The 21,206-nt window shown below is 73.2% G+C and carries 17 protein-coding genes and 2 pseudogenes; 9 read left to right on the forward strand and 10 right to left on the reverse strand.

Annotated features, from left to right (window positions below; genetic code table 11):
• Positions 1-66: 66 nt before the first annotated feature.
• A complete protein-coding gene (locus tag V1260_RS01190) occupies positions 67-1,725 on the forward strand; it encodes a DEAD/DEAH box helicase (protein ID WP_329744966.1) in 1,659 nt (552 codons plus the stop codon).
• A complete protein-coding gene (locus tag V1260_RS01195; RefSeq protein ID WP_329744967.1) occupies positions 1,725-3,128 on the forward strand; it encodes an L-serine ammonia-lyase in 1,404 nt (467 codons plus the stop codon). Before V1260_RS01190 ends, V1260_RS01195 begins: the two co-directional genes overlap by 1 nt.
• Here V1260_RS01195 and V1260_RS01200 read toward each other — a convergent pair.
• The 3 genes and pseudogenes from V1260_RS01200 to V1260_RS01210 form a co-directional block, all read right to left on the reverse strand.
• Positions 3,109-4,230 carry an AMP-binding protein gene (locus V1260_RS01200; protein WP_329744968.1) on the reverse strand — a complete coding sequence of 374 codons (1,122 nt, stop codon included), beginning with the start codon at positions 4,228-4,230 and terminating at the stop codon, positions 3,109-3,111. The genes V1260_RS01195 and V1260_RS01200 overlap by 20 nt on opposite strands.
• Positions 4,227-5,033, reverse strand: a complete 807-nt coding sequence (locus tag V1260_RS01205) for an SDR family NAD(P)-dependent oxidoreductase (RefSeq protein ID WP_329744969.1) — start codon at positions 5,031-5,033, stop codon at positions 4,227-4,229. The genes V1260_RS01200 and V1260_RS01205 overlap by 4 nt, the downstream gene beginning before the upstream one ends.
• Positions 5,030-6,229: pseudogene (locus V1260_RS01210) on the reverse strand (NADH:flavin oxidoreductase/NADH oxidase). The gene V1260_RS01205 and the pseudogene V1260_RS01210 overlap by 4 nt, the downstream one beginning before the upstream one ends.
• A 138-nt stretch (positions 6,230-6,367) precedes the next feature.
• Between V1260_RS01210 and acs the strand changes: the two are divergent.
• Positions 6,368-8,344, forward strand: a complete 1,977-nt coding sequence (gene acs, locus V1260_RS01215; RefSeq protein WP_329744970.1) for an acetate--CoA ligase — start codon at positions 6,368-6,370, stop codon at positions 8,342-8,344.
• A gap of 100 nt (positions 8,345-8,444) precedes the next feature.
• Here the strand turns inward: acs and V1260_RS01220 are convergent, their stop codons facing one another.
• Genes V1260_RS01220 through V1260_RS01230 form a run of 3 tightly spaced genes read right to left on the reverse strand, consistent with a single transcriptional unit; the run spans position 8,445 to position 11,436 of the window.
• Complete coding sequence (locus V1260_RS01220; RefSeq protein WP_329744971.1) at positions 8,445-9,383, reverse strand: DUF4097 family beta strand repeat-containing protein; 939 nt, start codon at positions 9,381-9,383, stop codon at positions 8,445-8,447.
• On the reverse strand, positions 9,383-10,036 hold the full coding sequence (locus V1260_RS01225; RefSeq protein ID WP_329744972.1) for a response regulator transcription factor: 654 nt from the start codon (positions 10,034-10,036) through the stop codon (positions 9,383-9,385). The genes V1260_RS01220 and V1260_RS01225 overlap by 1 nt, the downstream gene beginning before the upstream one ends.
• Positions 10,033-11,436, reverse strand: a complete 1,404-nt coding sequence (locus tag V1260_RS01230; RefSeq protein ID WP_329744973.1) for a sensor histidine kinase — start codon at positions 11,434-11,436, stop codon at positions 10,033-10,035. The genes V1260_RS01225 and V1260_RS01230 overlap by 4 nt, the downstream gene beginning before the upstream one ends.
• 97 nt (positions 11,437-11,533) lie before the next feature.
• Here V1260_RS01230 and V1260_RS01235 point away from each other — a divergent pair, with 97 nt between their 5' ends.
• From V1260_RS01235 to rlmB, 4 genes are read left to right on the forward strand one after another with little or no spacing between them, the layout of a single operon-like run.
• Positions 11,534-12,640, forward strand: coding sequence for a LacI family DNA-binding transcriptional regulator (locus tag V1260_RS01235; protein WP_329744974.1), 1,107 nt, complete (start codon positions 11,534-11,536; stop codon positions 12,638-12,640).
• A gap of 59 nt (positions 12,641-12,699) precedes the next feature.
• The gene (locus V1260_RS01240) at positions 12,700-13,182 is read left to right on the forward strand and encodes a phage holin family protein (protein ID WP_329744975.1); all 483 of its coding nucleotides are present in this window, start codon (positions 12,700-12,702) and stop codon (positions 13,180-13,182) included.
• 29 nt (positions 13,183-13,211) lie between these two features.
• The gene (gene cysS / locus V1260_RS01245; RefSeq protein WP_329744976.1) at positions 13,212-14,651 is read left to right on the forward strand and encodes a cysteine--tRNA ligase; all 1,440 of its coding nucleotides are present in this window, start codon (positions 13,212-13,214) and stop codon (positions 14,649-14,651) included.
• 13 nt (positions 14,652-14,664) lie between these two features.
• Positions 14,665-15,618 carry a 23S rRNA (guanosine(2251)-2'-O)-methyltransferase RlmB gene (gene rlmB, locus V1260_RS01250; RefSeq protein ID WP_329744977.1) on the forward strand — a complete coding sequence of 318 codons (954 nt, stop codon included), beginning with the start codon at positions 14,665-14,667 and terminating at the stop codon, positions 15,616-15,618.
• A gap of 29 nt (positions 15,619-15,647) precedes the next feature.
• Here the strand turns inward: rlmB and yczE are convergent, their stop codons facing one another.
• The 3 genes and pseudogenes from yczE to V1260_RS01265 form a co-directional block, all read right to left on the reverse strand.
• Positions 15,648-16,385 carry a membrane protein YczE gene (gene yczE / locus V1260_RS01255; protein WP_329744978.1) on the reverse strand — a complete coding sequence of 246 codons (738 nt, stop codon included), beginning with the start codon at positions 16,383-16,385 and terminating at the stop codon, positions 15,648-15,650.
• An 11-nt stretch (positions 16,386-16,396) separates the two neighbouring features.
• Complete coding sequence (locus tag V1260_RS01260) at positions 16,397-17,638, reverse strand: DUF4032 domain-containing protein (protein WP_329744979.1); 1,242 nt, start codon at positions 17,636-17,638, stop codon at positions 16,397-16,399.
• Positions 17,639-17,777: 139 nt separating this feature from the next.
• A pseudogene (locus V1260_RS01265) lies at positions 17,778-18,854 on the reverse strand (ABC transporter ATP-binding protein); the annotation flags it as partial.
• Positions 18,855-19,027: 173 nt separating this feature from the next.
• Between V1260_RS01265 and V1260_RS01270 the strand changes: the two are divergent.
• Positions 19,028-19,723, forward strand: coding sequence for a peptide deformylase (locus V1260_RS01270; RefSeq protein WP_329744980.1), 696 nt, complete (start codon positions 19,028-19,030; stop codon positions 19,721-19,723).
• 55 nt (positions 19,724-19,778) lie between these two features.
• Positions 19,779-20,519 (forward strand): hypothetical protein, encoded by a 741-nt coding sequence (locus V1260_RS01275; protein WP_329744981.1) that lies wholly within the window; start codon positions 19,779-19,781, stop codon positions 20,517-20,519.
• Positions 20,520-20,652: 133 nt separating this feature from the next.
• Here the strand turns inward: V1260_RS01275 and V1260_RS01280 are convergent, their stop codons facing one another.
• Positions 20,653-21,165, reverse strand: a complete 513-nt coding sequence (locus tag V1260_RS01280) for an inorganic diphosphatase (protein ID WP_329744982.1) — start codon at positions 21,163-21,165, stop codon at positions 20,653-20,655.
• Positions 21,166-21,206 lie beyond the last annotated feature (41 nt).

The raw sequence follows: 21,206 nt of genomic DNA on the forward strand, positions 1-21,206 counted from the left end.
GACCAGTCTCCCACGCCCCGTCCATGCGCGATGATGGACACTGCCCGCTTCGTCAGGAGGATCACCATGCCCAAGGCCCGCCGCCGCTCGGCGCACAGCTCCGAGCGCTTCGAGGACATGGCGCTGCCGGACGAGCTGCTCGGCGTGCTCGCCGAGCAGGGACTCTCGCGCGCCTTCGAGATCCAGGCCGCGATCCTTCCCGACGCCCTCGCCGGACGCGACGTCCTGGCCCGGGCAGAGACCGGATCCGGCAAGACCCTCGCCTTCACCCTCGCCATGACCAGCCGGTTCCGGGGGCGCAAGCAGCACCGTCGGCGCCCGCTCGGCGTCGTGCTGGTGCCCACCCGCGAGCTCGCGGTGCAGGTGGTCGACACCATCCATCCCTTCGCGCGCGCGGTGGGGCTGCGGGCCCAGCTGGTCGCCGGCGGCATGAACATCGAGAAGCAGGCCGAGGCGGTCGCCCGCGGCGTCGCGATCGTGGTCGCCACTCCGGGACGGCTCATCGACCTCGCCGAGCGCGGCGCGCTCCAGCTCGACCTCGTCGAGACCACCGTGATCGACGAGGCCGATCACATGGCCGACCTCGGGTTCCTGCCGGCGGTGCGCGACATCCTCGCCGCGACCACGATGGGCACCCAGAAGATGCTGTTCTCCGCGACGCTCGACGGCCAGGTCGAGGAGCTCGTGGACAGCTTCCTCGTGGATCCGATCAGCCACGAGACCACCCCCGTCGCCGCGGCTGTGAAGACCATGACCCACGAGGTGCTCGCGATCTCCCCTGCCGCGAAGCGCGAGGTCACCGCCCAGCTCGCCGCCCGGAAGGGCCGCACCCTGATGTTCACCCGCACCCAGCTCGGCGCCGAGCGCGTCGCCCAGGAGCTCGTCGAGGTGGGCGTGCGTGCCGCGGCGCTGCACGGCAACAAGCAGCAGGGCCTGCGCACCAACGTGCTCGCCGGCTTCCGCGAGGGCGCCTATCCGGTGCTCGTCGCGACCGACGTCGCCGCCCGCGGCCTGCACATCGACGACGTGACGATGGTGGTCCACGTCGATCCGGCCGATGACGTCAAGGAGTACGTGCACCGCTCGGGCCGCACCGCCCGCGCCGGGGCGCAGGGCACCGTGGTGACCCTCGCGCTGCCGCACCAGACCGGCTCGACGCGGCAGATCCTCGAGGCCGCCGAGGTCGAGGGCGTGTGGTCCGATGTCGCCGAGGCCGCGGATCCCGCGCTCGAGCGGCTCGGCGGCCGTGCCCCGAGCGGCGAGCCCGCGGAGGACCCCGCGCTCGAGAAGCACAAGGGCGCCCCGCGCAAGCTCGACCTCAAGCGCGGCGGCGCGAACCGGCGCCTCGCCGAGGAGCGCCGCGCCAACGAGGAGCGGCGCGCCTCCTGGGAGGAGGAGCCCGAGGCCGCACCCGGGGATCGCCGCGGCGGCCGGTCCGGGCAGAGCGGCGGCCGCGGTACTGCCTCGCGCGGCGCCTCCCGCGGCACGGGCGGCTCCCGTGGCGCGGGCGCCTCGCGCGGAGCGACAGGCCGGTCCGCCGGGTCCCGCGGTGCCGGCACCCGTGGAGAGACTCCCCGTGACGGCGGCTCGCGCGGCGACGGGGGTCGCGGAGCCGGCGGCGCACGCGGATCTGGTGGCGCGCGCGGAGCCGGGGGTCGCGGAGCAGGCGGCACCGGCGGGCGTGGCTCCTCGGGCCGCGGCGGCGGACGGGGCGGTGGCCGCTGATGAGCATCAGCACCTTCGACCTGTTCAAGATCGGGATCGGACCCTCGAGCTCCCACACCGTCGGTCCCATGCGCGCGGCCGCGACCTTCGCGCGTGAGGTGCTCGCCGATCCCGCGATCGGACCGCGCGTCGCCGACGTCTCGGTGCACCTCTACGGCTCGCTCGCCGCGACCGGTGCGGGGCACGGCACCCTCGACGCCGTGGTGATGGGGCTCGAGGGCGCCGACCCGCAGACCGTCGATCCGGTCGCCGGGCGGGAGCGGGTCGCACGGATCGAGGCCGAGGGCGGTCTGCTCCTCGACGGGCGGGTGCCGGTCTCCCTGCGGCCCTCGACGATCGTGCTGCATCCCCTGACCTTCCTGCCGCAGCACTCCAACGGCATGACCTTCGTGGCCCTGGACGCCGCGGGCGACGAGGTCGCACGCCGGCCCATGTTCTCCGTGGGCGGCGGCTTCGTGGTGGACGAGGCGGACATGGACCAGTCCATCGCCGAGGTCGCCGCCGAGGAGGAGGGGCGCACCATCTTCACCACCGGCGCCGAGCTGCTGCGCGTGTGCGAGGAACGGGGGATCTCGATCTCCGAGGCGATGCTGCTGCGCGAGCGGCAGTGGCGCAGCGACGAGGAGATCCGTTCCGGGCTGCTGGGCATCTGGCGCACCATGCACGACTGCATCGAGCGGGGGATCCGCACCACCGGGATCCTCCCCGGCGGGCTCGAGGTGCGCCGTCGCGCCGCCTCCTGGTACGACTCCCTCTCCGCCGAGGACCCGGTGCGTCTGCCGATGAACTCCTTCGAGTGGGTCTCCCTCGCCGCACTCGCCGTGAACGAGGAGAACGCGGCGGGCGGCCGCGTGGTCACCGCGCCCACCAACGGCGCGGCCGGGATCATCCCGGCGGTGCTGTTCTTCGCCACCACCTACATCGAGGGCGTCGACCCCGACGAGATCGCCGTGCGCTTCCTGCTCACGGCCGGGGCAATCGGCTCGCTGTACAAGGAGCATGCGTCGATCTCGGGCGCCGAGGTGGGCTGCCAGGGCGAGGTCGGGTCGGCCTGCTCGATGGCCGCCGCCGCCCTCTGCGAGGCGATGGGCGGCAAGCCCGCCCAGGTGGAGAACGCCGCCGAGATCGCGATGGAGCACAACCTGGGCCTGACCTGCGACCCCGTCGGCGGGCTGGTGCAGGTGCCGTGCATCGAGCGCAACGCCATGGCGGCGGTCAAGGCGATCACCGCGGCGCGCTTCGCCCTGCGCGGCACGGGCGAGCACTTCGTCTCGCTCGACACGGTCATCGAGACGATGCGGCAGACCGGCAAGGACATGAACGAGCGGTACAAGGAGACGGCGATGGGCGGCCTCGCGATCACCGTCGGCCAGGGCGTCCCGGTCAGCGTCCCGGACTGCTGAATCGCACCTCGCGGGGTACCGCGGCCGTCCCGAGCCGGTCCCGCACCAGCGCCCGCAGCGCGGCGGGCGACAGGGCGTCGGCCTGCAGCGCCGCGGCGTCCTCGGGGCTCAGCGAGGGATCGAGGGTCACCTCGGCGACGGTCCGGGCGCCGAGGCGGGCGTCCTCCACGACCCGCAGCACGACCGCGTCGACGCCCCGCTGGGCGCGCAGCAGGCGCACCACCTCGGCCGGGTGATGGATCATCCCGCCCGAGGCGATCGCGCCGTCCGCCCGTCCCAGCACCCGTACCCGGCCGCGCGCATCGACCGTGCCGCGGTCGGTCACCAGCTCCCTGCCCGCGGTGAACGGCGTGCGCGCCCGGAGCAGGCCGTCGGCGGCGCGGATCCTCACGCCGGCGAGCGGTCTGCCGTCCACAGCGAGCGATCCGGTCTCGGTGGTGCCGTAGACGTCGTGCACCCGGGCCCGGAACCGCCGCGCGAGGTCGGCCCGCAGGGCGGGGGAGAGGACGTCGGATCCGGAGACCACCCGCGGGATCCGCAGTGCCCGGTTCCCGCCCCAGGTCCCCTCCGCCTCGAGCAGGTCGTGCAGGTGCACGGGCAGCCCGGTGAGCAGGTGCGGCCCGGTGCGCTGCAGCAGCTCGATCCGGCGTCGGGGCGGCAGATGGGTGAGGTCCACGAGCGGGCAGCGCAGAGCGAGGGCGCCCAGGGCGATCAGGAGGCCGTGCCCGTGCACGCCCGGGGCGAGGGAGGCGACCACCCGCCCGGGGCGCAGTCCGATCCGACGCGAGAGATCGAGCAGCTGGGCCAGCTGGGCGGGGCTCAGCGGACCCCGGCGCAGGGTGCGCGGGGTGCCGGTGGACCCCGAGGAGCGGGGCTCGAGGGTGCCGTCCCCGGCCAGCACGGTGAGCAGCACCTCGCGCAGCGGCGCCTGAGGCGGCAGATCGGCCAGGCGCACCGGGGCGGCTCCCCGCCGCGTGCGCAGGTGGACCTGCCCGAGGAGGTCCCCGGCGCGCAGCTCCCCGCGGTCATCGAGGAGCACGAGGGCCCGGGGATGCGTGGCGGCGCGCAGCCGCAGCGCCGTGCCGGCCTGCAGCAGCCTCATCGTCGGCCGTCCCGGCGCAGACCGTGCTCGACGAGCCGGCCGACGATGGCGGTGCCCCGGGCGGACAGCGTGGGGGCGGCCTGGGCGAGCACCGCGCCGAGCCGGGCCCAGGCGGGGGAGGCGAGGTCGGTGCCGCGGTCCAGGCTGCGCAGCACCCGCTCGGCGGCCTGCTCCGGGCGGAGCGCCCCGCGCGGAGCGGTGCCGTAGACGGGCTCCGCCATCGCGGTCGCGACCAGCGGCAGCTCGAGGATCGAGATGCCGACCCCGGCCGCGGCGGCCTCGGGCCGGATGGCGCGCAGCCAGGCGTCCAGGCCCGCCTTGGACGCGCCGTAGGCGGCCCAGCCGGGGGAGGGGATGCGCGCCGTCGCACTCGTGACGGCGAGGATCCTGCCGCGTCCGGCCGTGAGCATGGGCCCCAGCAGCCCGAGGATCAGCGTGGCCGGCCCGAGCAGGTTCGTGCCCGTGAGCCGCACCAGGTCGTGGGGACGGCCGAGGGTGTCGGCGAGGGGGCGACGGATCGAGTGCCCCGCGAGGGAGAGCACCGCGGCGGGCGCGCCGAGCTCGGCGGGGATCCGCGCGGCGAGCTCCTCGACCGCGTGCTGGTCCCGCAGGTCGCAGGGGCGCACCACGGCGCTCCCGCCGCGAGCCCGTACCCGGTCCGCGAGCGCCTCGAGCCGCGTCCCGTCGCGGGCGGTGAGCACCAGGAACTCGCCGCGCTCGGCGAGGCGCAGCGCGAGCGCGGTCCCTACGCCACCGGTCGCCCCGGTCAGCACGATCGGCGCCCGCACGCCCGGGGAGCTCACCACGAGCCGCGTCGGTAGGCGCCGGGGTAGAGGGCGGCGTCGCGCACCCCGAGCTCGTGGGCGGCGCGCAGCGGCCAGCCGGGCTCGCGCAGGGCCGCGCGGCCGATCGCCACGAAGTCCGCGTCGCCCCGGTCGAGGACCGCCTGCGCGCCCGTCGGATCGGTGATCAGCCCGACGGCGGCGACCGGCAGGGACACCGCCTCGCGCAGGGTGCGGGCGAAGCCCACCTGGTACTCGGGGCCCACGGCGATGTCGGCGATGACCGCCCCGCCGGTGGAGACGTGAAGGGCGTCGACGCCGACCGCCTCGAGCTCCCGGGCGAGCTCGGCGGACTGCTCGACGTCCCAGCCGCCGTCGATCCAGTCCGTCGCGCTGAGGCGCACGATGAGCGGGCGATCGGCGGGCCAGCGCTCCCGCACCGCGACGGCGATCTCCCGGGCGAGGCGGCGTCGGCCCGGCCCGTCGCCCCCGTACTCGTCGGTGCGGGTGTTCACGAGCGGGGAGAGGAACTCGTGCACCAGGTAGCCGTGGGCGAAGTGCAGCTCGAGGGCGTCGAAGCCGGCCTCCTCGGCACGCCCGGCGGCGGCCACGAAGTCCGCGACGACCCCGGCGATCTCCTCCCGGCTGAGGGCATCGGGGGCGTCGAGCCCCGGGAAGGGGTCCGTGGTCGGGCCGACGGTCCGCCAGCCGGCGGCGAACTCTGGCACAGTGCCGCGGCGGCGGGAGTAGGCGGGCAGCGCCGGCCAGGTCGAGGCCTTCCGGCCCGCGTGCGCGAGCTGCACGGCGATGCGGGATCCCTGCTCCTGGCAGAAACGGACGATGCGAGCCCAGGCGCGCGCCTGCTCGTCGCTCCACAGTCCCGTGTCGCGCGGGCTGATCCTCCCCTCGGGGGTGGGGGAGGGTGGATTAGTTATGGAGAGGAGGAAGAAAGCCTACTCCTCTCCCCATGCTCCCGGGTCGAGCGGGCTTCCCCTCCCTTCGGGGGAGACGGCCGTCGCCTCGGTGATGACGAGGCCGAAGCCGCCGGCGGCGCGGGAGCCGAGGTGCACCAGGTGCCAGTCCGTGGGCACCCCGTCCTCGGCCTCGACCATGTACTGGCACATCGGGGCGAGCCAGATCCGGTTGCGCAACGGGAGCTCGCCGAGTCGGACCGGCGCGAGGAGCGAGGGGGAGGGGGCGCCGGGGGAGAGCTGCATGGCCCCACGGTAGTCGCCCGGGCGCCGCGGGCCCCGGGGTGCCCGGCGGCGGACGACAGGCGTGACGTGCATCTCCTGCGATACGGTGACCCCGTCCATCCCGCCCCGCACGTCGGGGCCCGTCCAGCAGGAGAGCCGATGTCCGACGCAGCCCCCGGGATCGAGAACCTCAGCCAGGAGAACCGCACCTTCTCCCCGACCTCCGAGTTCGTGCAGAACGCGGTCGCGCGTCCCTCGCTCTACGCCGAGGCCGAGCGCGACCGCCTCGCCTTCTGGCGTTCGCGGGCGAGCCTGCTGAGCTGGCGGACCCCCTTCACCGAGACCCTGGACTGGTCCAACCCGCCCTTCGCCCGCTGGTTCGGCGACGGCACCCTCAACGCCGCCTACAACTGCGTGGACCGCCACGTCGAGTCCGGGCACGGCGGCCAGGTCGCCCTGCTCGCCGAGTACGAGGACGGCTCCGACGCCCGCTTCACCTACGCCGACGTCAAGGACGAGATCTCCCGCATGGCCAATGTGCTCGCCGACCTCGGCGTGCGCACCGGTGACCGGGTCGCGATCTACCTGCCCATGGTCCCCGAGGCCGTCTTCGCGATGCTCGCGTGCGCGCGGCTCGGCGCCCCGCACTCGGTGGTCTTCGGCGGCTTCAGCGCCGAGGCGCTGCGCAGCCGCATCGAGGACGCCGAGGCGCGCGTGGTGATCACCGCCGACGGGCAGAACCGCCGCGGCAAGCAGATGCCCCTCAAGCCCGCCGTCGACGAAGCGCTCGCCGGGGGCGCCTCCTCGGTGCAGAAGGTGCTCGTGGTGCGCCGCACCGGCGGCGAGGTCGACTGGACCGAGGGTCGGGACGTGTGGTGGCACGAGGCGCGCGAGACCGCCTCGACCGAGCACGAGCCGGTGTGGGTCGAGGCCGAGCACCCGCTGTTCATCCTCTACACCTCGGGAACCACCGGGAAGCCCAAGGGCATCGTCCACACCACCGGCGGCTATCTCACCCAGGCGGCCTACACCCATCGCAACGTCTTCGACCTCAAGCCGTCCTCGGACGTCTACTGGTGCACCGCGGACGTCGGCTGGATCACCGGTCACTCGTACGTGGTGTACGGGCCGATGGCCAACCGCAGCACCCAGGTGATCTACGAGGGCACCCCGGACACCCCGCACCAGGGCCGCTGGTGGGAGATCGTGGAGAAGTACGGCGTCTCGCTGTTCTACTCCTCGCCCACCGCGATCCGCACCGCCATGAAGTGGGGCGAGGACATCCCGGCGAACCACGACCTCTCCTCCCTGCGCCTGCTCGGCAGCGTCGGGGAGGCCATCAACCCCGAGGCCTGGATGTGGTACCGCCGCGTCATCGGCCAGGACCGCTGCCCGATCGTCGACACCTGGTGGCAGACGGAGACCGGCGGCATCATGATCTCGCCGCTGCCCGGCATCACCGCCGCCAAGCCCGGCTCGGCCCAGGTGCCGCTGCCCGGCATCAGCGCCGACGTCATCAACGACGCGGGCGAGTCGGTCGCCAACGGCGAGGGCGGCTACCTCGTCCTCGACCAGCCGTGGCCGGGCATGCTGCGCGGCATCTGGGGCGACCCGGAGCGGTTCAAGGAGACCTACTGGTCGCGCTTCCCCGGCTACTACTTCGCCGGTGACGGGGCGAAGCGCGACGAGGACGGCGACATCTGGCTGCTGGGCCGGGTCGACGACGTCATGAACGTCTCCGGGCACCGCCTCTCCACCATGGAGATCGAGTCGGCGCTGGTCAGCCACGAGTGGGTGGCCGAGGCCGCGGTCGTCGGTGCGGCCGACGACACGACCGGCCAGGCTCCGGTCGCCTTCGTGATCCTCCGCTCCGGGAACGATGCGGCGATCGAGGCGGCGGGCGGCGAGGAGAAGGTCCCCGAGCTGCTGCGCGCCCATGTCGGCAAGGAGATCGGCCCCATCGCGAAGCCGAAGAAGGTCCTCCTGGTCACCGAGCTGCCGAAGACCCGCTCCGGCAAGATCATGCGGCGCCTGCTCCGCGACGTCGCGGAAAACCGCCAGGTCGGCGACACCCAGACCCTCGCCGACGCCTCGGTGATGGATCTGATCCAGCAGGGACTCCAGCCCAAGGGCTGACCCCTCCCGCAACCGAGAGGACCCCGGGCCGCACGCACGGCCCGGGGTCCTCTGCCATCCGGTGCGGGTCATCCGGTACCCCGTCGTGCGGGGCTCGGGCTCAGCGGGTGACGATGACGTCCCCCACGGAGGAGTCCACGCGCAGGGTCCCGACGATCTCGCCGGCGGCGCCGGTGATGCGGGAGTCGATACGGGTCGCGCCCGCCTCCGCGGTGACCTCGACCTGCCGACGTGCCGAGCCGGGCACCTGGACCGTGACGTCCCCGGTCTCCGCGGTGATGTCGGCATCACCCTCCGCATCGGGGGCGAGGCGCAGTGTCACGTCGCCGATCGAGGTCGACAGGTCGATGCCGCCGGGCACGGGGCCGGCGAGGGAGACGTCGATCCCGCCGACCTCGGCGCGGATCCCGAGGCCGTCGGGGGCGGTGACCTGATCGAGGGTCACGTCGCCGATTCCCGCCTCGACGGTGAGCGAGGAGAAGTCCCCGGTCAGGTCGATGTCGCCGACGTCCGCGGTCAGCGTGAGCGCGGGCGCGAGGGCCGCGGGGACGACCACGAGCAGATCGTGGTTCTGCCGCTCCCAGGGGAGTGCGGAGTCGCGCAGCGGCTCCCGCACCGTGACGCTCCGCGAGGTCCCTTCCGTCTCGACGGCCAGCTCGGCCCGGACCGTGGTCCCCTCGGGCGGGATGGTGCTCGCCCCCGTCTCGACCAGCGACACCGTCACCTCCGTGGCATCGTCGCTGCGGATCACGCGGACGTCGTTCACCTCGCTGTCGATCTGCAGCGCGGTGGGGGAGCCGAGATGCGCGGTCGCCGGGACGTCGGAGTAGGTGCGGGCGTCGAGCCGCGGGGCGAGCGACCAGCCGGCGAGACCGACCAGCAGGAGGAGGACGATCAGCGCCGCGCCGATCGCGGCGGCCACGCGCCACAGCGCGTCCAGTCCGGGGTCGGGGCGGAGCCTGCGGGCGGGATCCAGGCGGGTCCCGCGCTGGTCGTCCGGTGCGGTGCGGGGATCGGGGGCGAGATCTGTGGGGGTCATCATCGGTCCTCGGACTCCAGGTAGCGCAGCACGGCCATGACGCGTCGGTTCTCGCCGTCGACCGGCGGGAGATCGAGTTTGGTGAGCAGCGAGGAGATGTGCTTCTCGACGCTGCCGGCAGAGACGAACAGGGTGTCGGCGATGGCCTGGTTGGATCGGCCCTGCGCCATGAGGGAGAGCACCTCCCGCTCGCGCGGGGTGAGCGCCTCGAGCACGCGCCGCCGCCGGGATCGGATGAAGATCTGCTGGACCACCTCGGGGTCCAGCCAGGTGCCACCGGCCCCGACCTCGTCGACCACGCCGAGGAAGTCCTCGACGTCGGCGACGCGGTCCTTGAGCACGTAGCCGAGCGAGCGCGGCGAGTCGGCGATCAGCTCCGAGGCGTACCGCTCCTCGACGTACTGGGAGAGCACCAGGAGCGCGACGTCGGGGTCCTGGCGACGGATGAGCGTCGCCGCGCGCACCCCCTCGTCGGTGAACGTGGGCGGCATGCGCACGTCGATCACGGCGAGGTCCGGGTGGTGCTCGGTCACCGCGGAGAGCAGCGCGGTCGCATCGCCGACGGCGGCGAGCACCTCGTGCCCGGCCTCGGTCAGCAGGCGCTCGAGCCCTGCCCGCAGCAGCACGGCGTCATCGGCGATCACGATCCTCATCGGGGGTCCTCCTGGGCGGGGGTGTGGGCGGAAGCGGCAGCGGGCACAGCAGCGGGCACTGCGGCGGGCACCGGGGCGGGGCCCGCGACACGCACGGCGGCGGGCAGCGCGCGGGGACGATCCGAAGCGGACGCGGCGGTCGACGGGGGCGTCGTGGGGATCTCGGCGAGAAGGACGGTGCCGCCGCTCGCGGGGCTCGTCACCTCGAGCCGGCCGCCGGTGGCGCGCACGCGGTCGGTGAGCCCGGCGAGCCCGGTGGAGACCCCGTCGCGGCGCACCTGGGCGCCGCCGCGGCCGTCGTCCTCGATGCGCACTCGCAACGTCGACGGATCCTGGGTCACGCTGACCCGAGCCCGCTGGGCACCGGCGTGCTTGGCGATGTTCGTCAGCGCCTCGGAGACCACGAAGTAGGCGACGGCCTCCCATTCGGCGTCGAGGGGACCGTGCAGCTGCACCTCGAGGTCCACAGGGGTGACGGAGCGGGCGGCGAGGGCGGAGAGCGCCGCGTCCAGACCGCGGTCGGTGAGCACGGCCGGGTGGATGCCGCGCGCCAGCTGGCGCAGATCGGTGATGACGGCCTTCGCCTCGGAGTGCGCCTCGGTGACCAGCTCGGTGGCCCGATCGGGGTCGGTGCGGATCGCGGAGCGGGCCATGCCCAGGGTCATCGCGAGGGCGACGAGCCGCGGCTGGACCCCGTCGTGCAGATCGCGCTCGATCCGCAGCCGCTCCTGGGCGGCGGCGTCGACTGCGCCCTGTCGCCGGGTGGCGAGCTCGGCCACCTGGCTCCGCAGGTCCTCCTCGTTGCCCGAGATCAGGCCGCGGGCGAGGCCGCGGTCGGCGAGTCCGCCGAGGACCAGCGCCAGGATCGCCAGCAAGATGCTCCCCCCGCCGATCAGACCCAGACCCCAGCGCGGCAGGGTGGCGGACCCGAGCTCGAGCGCGCCGTGGCGCAGCGCGATGTCGGTCGCGGTCCAGCCCGTCCAGGCCAGGACGAGGGCGAGTCCGGCGAAGACCGCGGCGACCAGCAGGGACAGGTGATGGTGCAGGACCCCGCGCCAGTACGGGCCGGAGGAGATCTCGAGCCAGGCGTCGTGGATCCAGCCACCGAGACCGGTGCGCCGGCTCCGGCGGCGCTGCGGGACGATGACCTCCATGCGGTGCACGGCGACCACTCGTCGGCGCTCCAAGCGCACGACCACGCGCATCAGCAGCAGCCAGGGCACGAGCAGCAGCACGCCGGCGCCGAGGGCGGCGAGGCCGCCGAGACCGGACAGCAGCAGGGTGATGCTCACGACCCCCCAGGTCCAGGCGAGGAGCGAGGCGGGGAGCACGCCGAGCACGGCGGTGAAGGTGAGCCGCGGTGGGCGCGAGCGGGGCGGCGCGGCGGAGGTGTCGTCCATGGCATCGACAGTATGGCCGGGCGGGGCGCCGACCCACCGGGAGCGCCCGCCGCTCCGCCGGGGGATATCCCCCGCAGGGATGCGGTTCAATGGACCCATGAGCACCCAGGACAGCACCTCCGCCGACGAGCCCCAGTCTTCCGCCGAGCCGTCCGGCTCCCGCGCGACCCTCCGCGACGTCGCGGACTCGGTCGGCATCTCGAGCGCCGTGGCACTGCGCGCCCTGCGCGGCTCGGACGAGATCAAGCCGGTCATGGCCCGGCGCGTGCGCGAGGCCGCCGAGCGGCTCCGCTTCCCGCTCGAGGAGCTCAGCGACGCGGACGACCACCGCGGCGTCGTCGCGGTGCTCGTCAACACCATGCGCAATACCTGGATCTCCGATCTCGTGCGCGCGATCCGCATCGAGCTCGCCGCGACCGGCCGCTCGGCCGTGGTCGTCCCCACCCGGCGTCGGCTCCCCGAGTACCCGATCGCCGCGGACACCGAGGCGATCGAGTCGCTCGTGAGCCTCGGCGTCGACGGCTTCCTGATGATCTCGGACCTCGCGGACATGGACGGCGTGCTCGCCGCGACCGGGGACCGCCCCTTCGTCGGCATTGGCTGCTCCCAGGAGTTCGTGGGGCGCTTCGACACGGTCCGCATCGACGACGAGGTCGGGCAGGGGCTGCTGGTCGATCACCTGGTGGGCCTCGGGCATCGCGAGATCGCCCACGTCGGCGGGGTCGGTGCGGCCGTGGCCCGCGAGCGCGCCGACGCCTTCCGCAAGGCGATGGCCCGCCACGGCCTCGAGGACACCGCCCGCGTGGAGCCGGGCGACTTCACGGAGCAGGTGGGGCAGACCGCCGGCTCGATGCTGCTGCGCGGCAGCCGCGTCCCCACGGCCGTCACCTGCGCGAACGACGTGACCGCCCTCGGCGTCCTCTCCGCCGCGCGCGACGCCGGCTACTCGGTGCCGGATCAGCTGGCGGTCGCCGGCTACGGCAACACCTCCCTCGCCGACTCCGGGATCTCGCAGCTCACCAGCGTCGATCCCAACTCCGACCGGCTCGGCGCGATCGCCGCGCAGTTCCTCGTCGAGCGCGTCTCCGGCCACGAGGTCGCCCCCCGCGATCTCGCGGTCGCCCCCTCCGTGGTGGTGCGCCGCTCGACCTCGGCCGGCCCCCGTCCCGAGTCCACCAAGCGCAAGCGGATCTCGGTCGACTGACCCGTCGGCCCCGCCGTCCCACCCCCGTCACCTGCTCATCCCTGCGATAGGCTCCGACCATGATCAACACCACGAACGACCCGAGCACGCCGCCCACCCAGCGGTCCATCGGCGAGCTCGTCCAGTCCATCCGCGACGAGGCCCTCGGCGTCGTCCACCACGAGATCGACATCGCCAAGAAGGAGCTCACCGCTCTCGGCATCAAGGTCGGCATCATCGCCGCCTGCGCCGCGGTGCTGCTCTTCCTGCTGCTCTCGGCGTGGGTGATGCTGCTGTTCGCCGCGGCGAGCGGGCTCGAGGCCGCCGGGATCCCCGCCTGGGGCGCCTACCTGATCGTCGCGGGCGTGTTCATCCTCCTCGGCGCGATCGCCGGCCTCATCGCGTTCCTCGTCGTGCGGCGGCTCAAGGCCCCCGAGACCACGATCGAGACCGCGCAGTCCGCGGTCCAGGCCGTCCAGGGCAAGCGCCGCACCGCGGCGGTGTCCTACGACGACACCTTCGAGGAGCTCTACGGCAAGCAGGTCAGCGCGCGCTCCGAGTGAGCCCCCACCAGGGCAGTACCCTGGTCCCTGTGACTCTCCATCTGCACGACACCGCCACCCGCACCACTGCACCGTTCACCCCGGTGTGCGAGGGGGCGGTGTCGCTGTATGTCTGCGGTCCCACCACGCAGGGCGCCCCGCACCTCGGCCACCTGCGCACCTTCCTCGCCTTCGACGTGCTGGTGCGCTGGCTCGAGCGCAGCGGGTACGCGGTCACGCACGTCCGCAACGTCACCGACATCGAGGACAAGATCCTCGCGAAGTCGGCGGAGGCCGACACGCCCTGGTGGGCGTGGTCGCTGCGTTTCGAGCGCGAGTTCCAGGACGTGCTGGACCGCATCGGCAACCGTCGCCCCACCTACGAGCCGCGCGCGACCGGGCACGTCCCGGAGATGATCGAGCTGATGCAGCGCCTCATCGAACGGGGCCATGCCTACGCCGACGGGGAAGGCTCGGTCTACTTCGACGTCGCCTCCTTCGCGGACTACGGCGCGCTGACCCGTCAGTCCCTCGAGGACATGCAGGACGCCGGCGAGGAGATGGAGCCCGGCAAGCGCGACCGGCGCGACTTCGCCCTCTGGAAGGCCGCGAAGGCCACCGAGCCCGAGACCGCCTCGTGGGACACCCCCTTCGGACGCGGCCGACCCGGCTGGCACCTCGAGTGCTCCGCCATGAGCCGCAAGTACCTCGGGGAGACCTTCGACATCCACGCGGGCGGTCTCGACCTGCGCTTCCCCCACCACGAGAACGAGCAGGCCCAGTCGCGCGCCGCGGGCTACGGCTTCGCCCAGCGCTGGATGCACTCGGGCGTGCTCACCGTGGACGGGCTGAAGATGGGCAAGAGCCTCGACAACTTCGTCACCGCCGCCCGCGCCCTCGCCGACCACCCCACCCCCGCCGTGCGCCTGGCGCTGGTCAGCGGGCACTACCGGGCGACCGTCGAGTACAACGACCGCGCCATGGCCGAGGCGGAGGTGGTGTGGGAGCGGTTCACGCAGACCGCCCGCCGTGCCGCCGAGCTGCTGGCCGGGCACCCCCTGGCCGCCGTCGACGCCCCGCTCGCGGAGGTCGAGCTCCCGGCCGCTTTCGTGGCCGCGATGGACGACGACCTCGCGGTCCCCGAGGCGCTCGCGGTGATCCACCGGGAGCAGTCCGCCCTGAACACGCTGCTCTCCGAGGGATGGGCCCAGGACTCCGTCGCCGCGGGCCTCGGCCGGCTGCGTGCGATGCTCGACGTGCTGGGGCTGGACCCGCTCGGGGCCCGCTGGGCCGCGGCCGCGGGGGCCTCCGGCGCCGAGCACGCCGCGCTCGACGCCCTCGTCACCACCCAGCTCGCCGCCCGCGAGCAGGCCCGCGCCGCGAAGGACTGGGCCCGCGCCGATGCCCTCCGCGATGCGCTGGTCGCCGCGGGGATCCGCATCGAGGACGGTCAGGGCGGCGCCCGCTGGACTCTCGAGACCACCCACTGAGGAGAATCACCCCATGGCAGGAAACAGCTCGCGCCGCGGCGCCATGCGCCACAGCAAGAAGGGCGCGACCGTCGGCTCCGGCGGCGTGCGCCGTCGCGCCCTCGAGGGGAAGGGCCCGACCCCCAAGGCCGAGGACCGGCCCTACCACAAGGCCTACAAGGGGCCCGCCAAGGGCGGCGCCGGCCGGGGCGGCAAGAACGCCCGCAAGGTTCCCGGCAGCGATCAGGTCGCTGGCCGCAACGCGGTGCTCGAGGCCCTCTCCGAGGACGTCCCCGCGACCCAGCTGACCATGATGCAGCGCCTCGAGGTCGACGAGCGGGTGCGCGAGATCATGCGCCTGGCGACCGCGCGCGGCCTGCCCATCGCGGAGGCCTCCCGCACCGACCTGGACCGACTCACCGACCACGCGGTCCACCAGGGCGTGGCCCTCACGATCCCGCCGTACGAGTACGCGAGCCTCGACGACCTGCTGCAGATCGCCTCCGACGCCTTCGAGCCGCCGTTGCTGGTGGCCCTCGACGGCATCACCGACCCGCGCAACCTCGGCGCGATCCTCCGCTCGGCCGACGCCTTCTGCGCGCACGGCGTGATCCTGCCCGAGCGCCGCAGCGTCTCGATGACCGCGAGCGTGTGGAAGGTCGCGGCGGGAGCGGCGGGCCGGGTCCGCGTCGCGCAGGTCACCAATCTCAACCGCGCGCTCGGCGAGCTCAAGGAGCGCGGCGTCTTCGTGCTCGGCCTCGACGCGGACGGCGACGTCACCTCGCGCGAGCTGAGCCTCGGCACGCAGCCGGCGGCGCTCGTCGTGGGCGCCGAGGGCAAGGGCCTCTCGCGCCTCGCCCGGGAGACCTGCGACCAGGTGGTGTCGATCCCGATGACCGGCCGCACCGAGTCGCTCAACGCCTCCGTGGCCGCCGCGATCGCGCTCTACGAGATCTCGGGGGTGCGCGCGGAGAAGGGACGCGCCTGAGTTCGGGCGGGCAGCTCCGCGTCTCCGTCTCAGGCGGGCAGCGCCGGGGGATCCTCCCCGGCGCCGTCCTCGTCGTCACGGCTCGTGCCCGCGGCCGGGCCGACCGGCCGCCCGCCGACGGTGCGCACCGGGATCGTCACCCAGGGGAGCGTCGCCTGGATCACCGGCCCCAGGCCCAGGGCGTAGACCACCGTCCCCACGCCGAGCGGACCGCCGAGGGCCCAGCCGGTGAGCAGCACGGCGATCTCGAGCACGATCCGCACCGGACCGACGGGTCGCCCCAGCCTCCGGCTGAGACCCGTCATGAGGCCGTCCCGGGCCCCCGGCCCGAGCTGTGCTCCGATGTACACCGCGGCGAAGATCCCGTTGAGCAGCACGCCCAGCAGCATCATGCCGATCCCGGCGACCGGGCCCGAGACGCTCGGCAGCAGCCACAGGCCGAGGTCGATGCTGGCTCCCACCCAGATCGCGTTGGAGACGGTGCCGATCCCGACCTGCTCCCGCAGCGGGATCCACACGAGGAGCAGCATGAAGCTCACGGCGATGCTCATGAACCCGACGCTCGTGCCCAGCAGGCCCGCCAGCGCGGTGTGCAGCACGTCCCAGGGGGCCGCGCCGACGCCCGCTTCGAGCAGCAGGGCGAGGGACAGGCCGAAACCGGTCAGGCCCACCATCATCAGGGCCACCCGCTGGGGGAGACGATCCACCCGCAGCTGATCGCGCAGGGACAGGTTCGCGAGCGCACGGTCACGCGGGGTCGACGCCATCGGGGCCGGGCTCAGCTGTCGAAGAGCGGCAGAGCCGAGGTCTCGGTGGTCACGAGCGACTTCTCGTCGGGGCGATGGATCAGCACGTTGAGGATGTAGTGGCGCACCGTCTCGTCGAGGCTGACATCCTTCTCGGCGGTCTCCGACAAGAACCACTTATGCTCGAGCACCTCGTGGAAGAACTCCGGCGGCTGCAGCTTCGAGCGCATCGAGCGGGGGATCGCCCGCACCACCGGCTCGTACTGGCGCTGCAGCCACTCATGGGCCACGAACTCCTCCTCCTCGGCCTGCTGCTCGGTCGCCGCCCGGTACTGGTCGAGGTCGTTGAGCAGCCGACGGGCCTGGTTCTCCTGGGCATCGATACCGGTCAGCCGCATGAGCCGCCGGGCGTGATGACCCGCATCGACCACCTTCGGGCGGATGCTCAGCGAGGTGCCGTCGAGGTCGGTGGTGATCTCCAGCTCGCCCACGTCGAAGCCCAGCTCGTTGAGCCGCTCGATGCGGGCCGAGACCCGCCAGCGCTCATCGGCCGCGAAGCGCTCCCGCGCGGTCAGCGCATCCCACAGGGACTCGTAGCGACGCACCAGGTCGTCGCCCACCTCGACCGGATCCGCCTCGGGGTCGAACATCTCGCCGGCCTGGAGGTCCATCAGCTCGCCGATGATGTTGGTGCGGGCGAGGTCCACGTCGTAGCGGCGCTGGCCGTCGCTGAGCTTCTCGTAGAGGGTGCCCGTCTCGACGTCGACGATGAAGGCGGCGAAGGCCCCCGCGTCGCGGCGGAACAGGGTGTTGGACAGCGACACGTCGCCCCAGTAGAAGCCCTCGAGGTGCAGACGCACCAGCAGCACGGCGAGGGCGTCCAGCAGGCGGTGCGCTGTCTCCTGCTGCGACACCTGGCTGAACAGGGAACGGTAGGGGAGGGAGAACTGCAGGTGCCGGGTGATCAGCACCGCGTCGAGCGCGTCCCCGTTCGCGTCGGTGCGGCCCGAGACGACGGCGAAGGGCTCGACGCACGGGATCCCGAGCCGGCCCAGGACGCGCAGCATGTCGTACTCGCGCCGTGCCAGCTGATGGTTGATCTCCTTGAGCGCGAGCACGCGCCCCGAGACCCGCACGAAGCGCACGACGTGGCGCGAGATGCCGCGGGGGAGCGCGGCGAGCATCTCCTCCGGCCAGTCCTCGAGCGGTCGTTCCCAGGGCAGGTCCAGGAGTGCCGGATCCGCCCGGGACGCAGTGATCTCCAATGGTGCCATTGCTCCATTCTCCCCCGAACTGCCAACGGGTGCGCGCGGAAGCCCGCGGAAGGAGAAGATGTCCCTCCCGCGGAGACGGCGACGGGGGGGCGGGGGAGGGGGGGGGGCGGTGTGCGGTGGGGGGGGGGGGGGGGGGGGCCAGGCGCTGACCGGACTTCACGTCGAACAGGTGCAGGTGGCCCTGCTTCGGTCGGAAGTAGACGGTCTCACCCTTGGCCGGGGGACGACGGCCGTCGACACGCGCGATGAACGGCTTGGCCGTCTCGTCGCTGCCGGCGCGGCGCCCGTAGATGAACGCGTCGGCGCCGAGCTCCTCGACGACGTCGACCTCGACCGCTATGCCCTGCTCGTCGCTGACCAGCTCGAGGTCCTCGGGGCGGACGCCCACGGTGACCGAGGTCTGGTCGGTGCCCGAGAGGGTCGCACGATCCACGGGCAGCACGGCGCCGCCGAAGTGGACGCCCTGGTCGGTGAGGGACTCCTCGAGGAGGTTCATCGCCGGGGAGCCGATGAAGCCGGCCACGAACACGTTGTTCGGGTGGTCGTACATGCGGCGGGGCGAGTCGATCTGCTGGAGCACGCCGCGGTCGAGCACCGCCACGCGATCGCCCATGGTCATGGCCTCGGTCTGGTCGTGGGTCACGTACACGGTGGTGACGCCGAGTCGACGCTGCAGGGAGGCGATCTGGGTACGGGTCGAGACGCGGAGCTTGGCGTCCAGGTTGGACAGCGGCTCGTCCATGAGGAACACCTGGGGCGAGCGGACGATCGCACGACCCATGGCCACACGCTGGCGCTGACCACCGGAGAGCGCCTTCGGCTTGCGGTCGAGGTACTCGGTGAGGTCCAGGATCGCGGCGGCGTCCTCGACGCGCTTGCGGATCTCGGCCTTGGGGGTGCCCGCGATCTTCAGGGCGAAGCCCATGTTGTCCGCGACGGTCATGTGCGGGTACAGGGCGTAGTTCTGGAACACCATGGCGATGTCGCGGTCCTTCGGCGGGACGTCGGTGACGTCGCGATCGCCGATCAGGATGCGACCCGCGTCGATCTCCTCGAGACCCGCGAGCATGCGCAGCGAGGTCGACTTGCCGCAACCGGAGGGGCCGACGAGGACGAGGAACTCGCCGTCACCGATCTCGATGTTGAGGTTGTCCACCGCGGGGCGCTCCTGGCCCGGGTAGATGCGGGAGGCGTTGTCGAAAGTGACTGTTGCCATGGTGTTTCTCCTTCACCGGCAGGTACGTGCCGGACGATCCGTTGTGAAGTGAATAGGTCACCGGTCCAGGGGATTCGCATCCGTGAGGGTGCGTCCTTGCACCGGCAGAAAGAGTGTATCCCATCTCTCACCGGCTCCGGACGCGACCGTCCGGACTGCGGGATACTGGCGCGGTGGACATAACCCAGCTGACCCGGAAGATCCTCGATCGTCGCGCCCGACCGACGGACCCCCTGCGCATCGTCCAGGCCGGGCACCCGGCCCTGCGCCGCACCGCCGTCGACGCGCGCGATCGCCTCGAGCCAGAGCTGCTCGGCGAGCTCGTCCGGGCGATGGCCCTCACCATGCGCGAGGCGCCGGGGGTCGGCCTCGCCGCCCCGCAGGTGGGCCTGCCGCTGCGGCTGTTCGTGATCGAGGACCGCTACGCAGGCGAGGACGGCGACCCGGAGGACCGGCTGCTCGAGCGCACCCCCGTGCCCCTGCGCGCGCTCCTCGACCCCGTCGTCGAGCCCCTCGGCGACGAGCGCGTCTACGCCTGGGAGGGCTGCCTGTCGGTCGACGGCTGGAGCTCGATCGTGGCCCGCTCCCGCCGCGTGCGGCTCACCGCCCTCGAACTGCTCGGCGACGGGAGGATGCGCGAGGTTGACGAGGAGCACGTGGGCTGGCCGGCCCGCATCCTGCAGCACGAGACCGATCACCTCGCGGGCACCCTCTGCCATGACGTGTCCGTGCCGCGCTCCTTCATCGAGACCGGCTACGTGCGCCACTACGCCGACCTCCCCGAGGCGGTGCGCCGCCTCCGGCTGACCGGCGAGATCACGTCGCTCGGCGAGGGCGAGGTGCGCATCTCGGGGCCCGCCCGGCGGTAGCGTGATCCTGTTCCCCGGAGCCCTCCGGGACCCGTCCGACGAAACGGAGCCGACCGTGACCTCGAGCCCCCAGCACCTGCCCGAGCCCTCTCAGCTCGCCGACGACGGCTTCGCCGAGCAGCTCGACGAGCGCTGGCTGGCCGTCCTCGACACCGCCCTGCGGGTCCAGGCGCCGCTCGCCCACTCCTACGTCCTGCGCCTGCGCGAGAAGCATCCCGAGGCGACCGATCGGGAGCTGCTGGAGAAGGTCACCGGGCGCTTCACCGGCCTGATGACCCTCACCGGGGCGGGCATCGGCGGCGTCGCCGCCCTGCCCGGTCTCGGCACCGCCGCCGCCGTCGGCCTGAGCATCGGCGAGGGCGTCTCCTTCGCCGAGGCGTGCGCCTTCCTCACCCTCGCCGCGGCGGACATCCATGGCCTGGACATGTCCGACCGCAACACCCGCCGCCTGGTGCTGATGAGCGTGCTGTCGGGGGAGCGGGGCGCCGAGATCATCGCGCGCTCGCTCGGCAAGCAGGGCGTGCGCTGGTCCTCGCTGCTCGGCGGGGGCGGCGGCGGGCTGATCCCCGGCTTCGTCTCGCGGGAGATCTCCCGTCGGGTGCGCCGCACCGTCGTCCGCCGCGCCGGCGGGCTGTGGCTGGTGCGCCTGCTGCCCTTCGGCATCGGTGCCCTGCTCGGCGGGCTCGGGGCGCGCGCCGTCTCGCGCTCGGTGGTCGAGGCGATGCAGGAGATCTTCTCCCAGGCCACCCTCCTCGAGGGCGAGATCGCGGGCGACCCCGGCCGCCTCGAGGCCTGAGCACGCGGGACTCCGCTACCGGCGCCACGGCCCACGGATCACGATGCGCGACGACATATAACGCAGGAGCGGGCCGCCCCGATCGGGGCGGCCCGCTCTCGCGTCGCGGGGACCGAGGACGGCCCCTCGGGGATCAGACGTCCTGCGTGAACTCGTTGGCGTGCTCGGTGCCGATCGCGCGCTGGTACGAGCGGCGGATCTCCGCCTCCGCGTCGGAGCGGCCCTCCCAGTGGGCGCCCTCGACGCTCTTGCCGGGCTCGAGGTCCTTGTAGACCTCGAAGAAGTGCTGGATCTCGAGGCGGTGGAACTCCGAGACGTCGGTCAGCTCCTGGCGGCGCACCTGGCGGCGGTCGCCCACCGGCACCGCGATGATCTTGTCGTCGCCGCCGGCCTCGTCGCGCATGCGGAACATGCCGAGCGCGCGGCAGCGGATCAGGCAGCCCGGGAACGTGGGCTCCTCGAGCAACACCAGGCAGTCCAGCGGGTCTCCGTCCTCGCCGAGGGTGCCCTCGATGAATCCGTAATCATCCGGATAGCGGGTGGCGGTGAACAGCATGCGGTCCAGACGGATGCGCCCGTTGTGGTGGTCCACCTCGTACTTGTTCCGGTTCCCGCGAGGGATCTCGATGGTCACGTCGAATTCCACGACAGCCGCTCCGTTGCTCCGGCCCTGAGGCCTTGGGTATT

It is taken from the genome of Brachybacterium sp. J144 (assembly GCF_036321705.1).
In the GTDB taxonomy this organism is placed as follows: domain Bacteria; phylum Actinomycetota; class Actinomycetes; order Actinomycetales; family Dermabacteraceae; genus Brachybacterium.

Coding starts and splice junctions, on each gene's coding strand:
- V1260_RS01190 (WP_329744966.1), top strand. CDS start 67: ATGCCCAAGGCCCGCCGCCGCTCGGCGCACAGCTCCGAGCGCTTCGAG.
- V1260_RS01195 (WP_329744967.1), top strand. CDS start 1,725: ATGAGCATCAGCACCTTCGACCTGTTCAAGATCGGGATCGGACCCTCG.
- V1260_RS01200 (WP_329744968.1), bottom strand. CDS start 4,230: ATGAGGCTGCTGCAGGCCGGCACGGCGCTGCGGCTGCGCGCCGCCACG.
- acs (WP_329744970.1), top strand. CDS start 6,368: ATGTCCGACGCAGCCCCCGGGATCGAGAACCTCAGCCAGGAGAACCGC.
- V1260_RS01220 (WP_329744971.1), bottom strand. CDS start 9,383: ATGACCCCCACAGATCTCGCCCCCGATCCCCGCACCGCACCGGACGAC.
- V1260_RS01225 (WP_329744972.1), bottom strand. CDS start 10,036: ATGAGGATCGTGATCGCCGATGACGCCGTGCTGCTGCGGGCAGGGCTC.
- V1260_RS01230 (WP_329744973.1), bottom strand. CDS start 11,436: ATGGACGACACCTCCGCCGCGCCGCCCCGCTCGCGCCCACCGCGGCTC.
- V1260_RS01235 (WP_329744974.1), top strand. CDS start 11,534: ATGAGCACCCAGGACAGCACCTCCGCCGACGAGCCCCAGTCTTCCGCC.
- V1260_RS01240 (WP_329744975.1), top strand. CDS start 12,700: ATGATCAACACCACGAACGACCCGAGCACGCCGCCCACCCAGCGGTCC.
- rlmB (WP_329744977.1), top strand. CDS start 14,665: ATGGCAGGAAACAGCTCGCGCCGCGGCGCCATGCGCCACAGCAAGAAG.
- yczE (WP_329744978.1), bottom strand. CDS start 16,385: ATGGCGTCGACCCCGCGTGACCGTGCGCTCGCGAACCTGTCCCTGCGC.
- V1260_RS01260 (WP_329744979.1), bottom strand. CDS start 17,638: ATGGCACCATTGGAGATCACTGCGTCCCGGGCGGATCCGGCACTCCTG.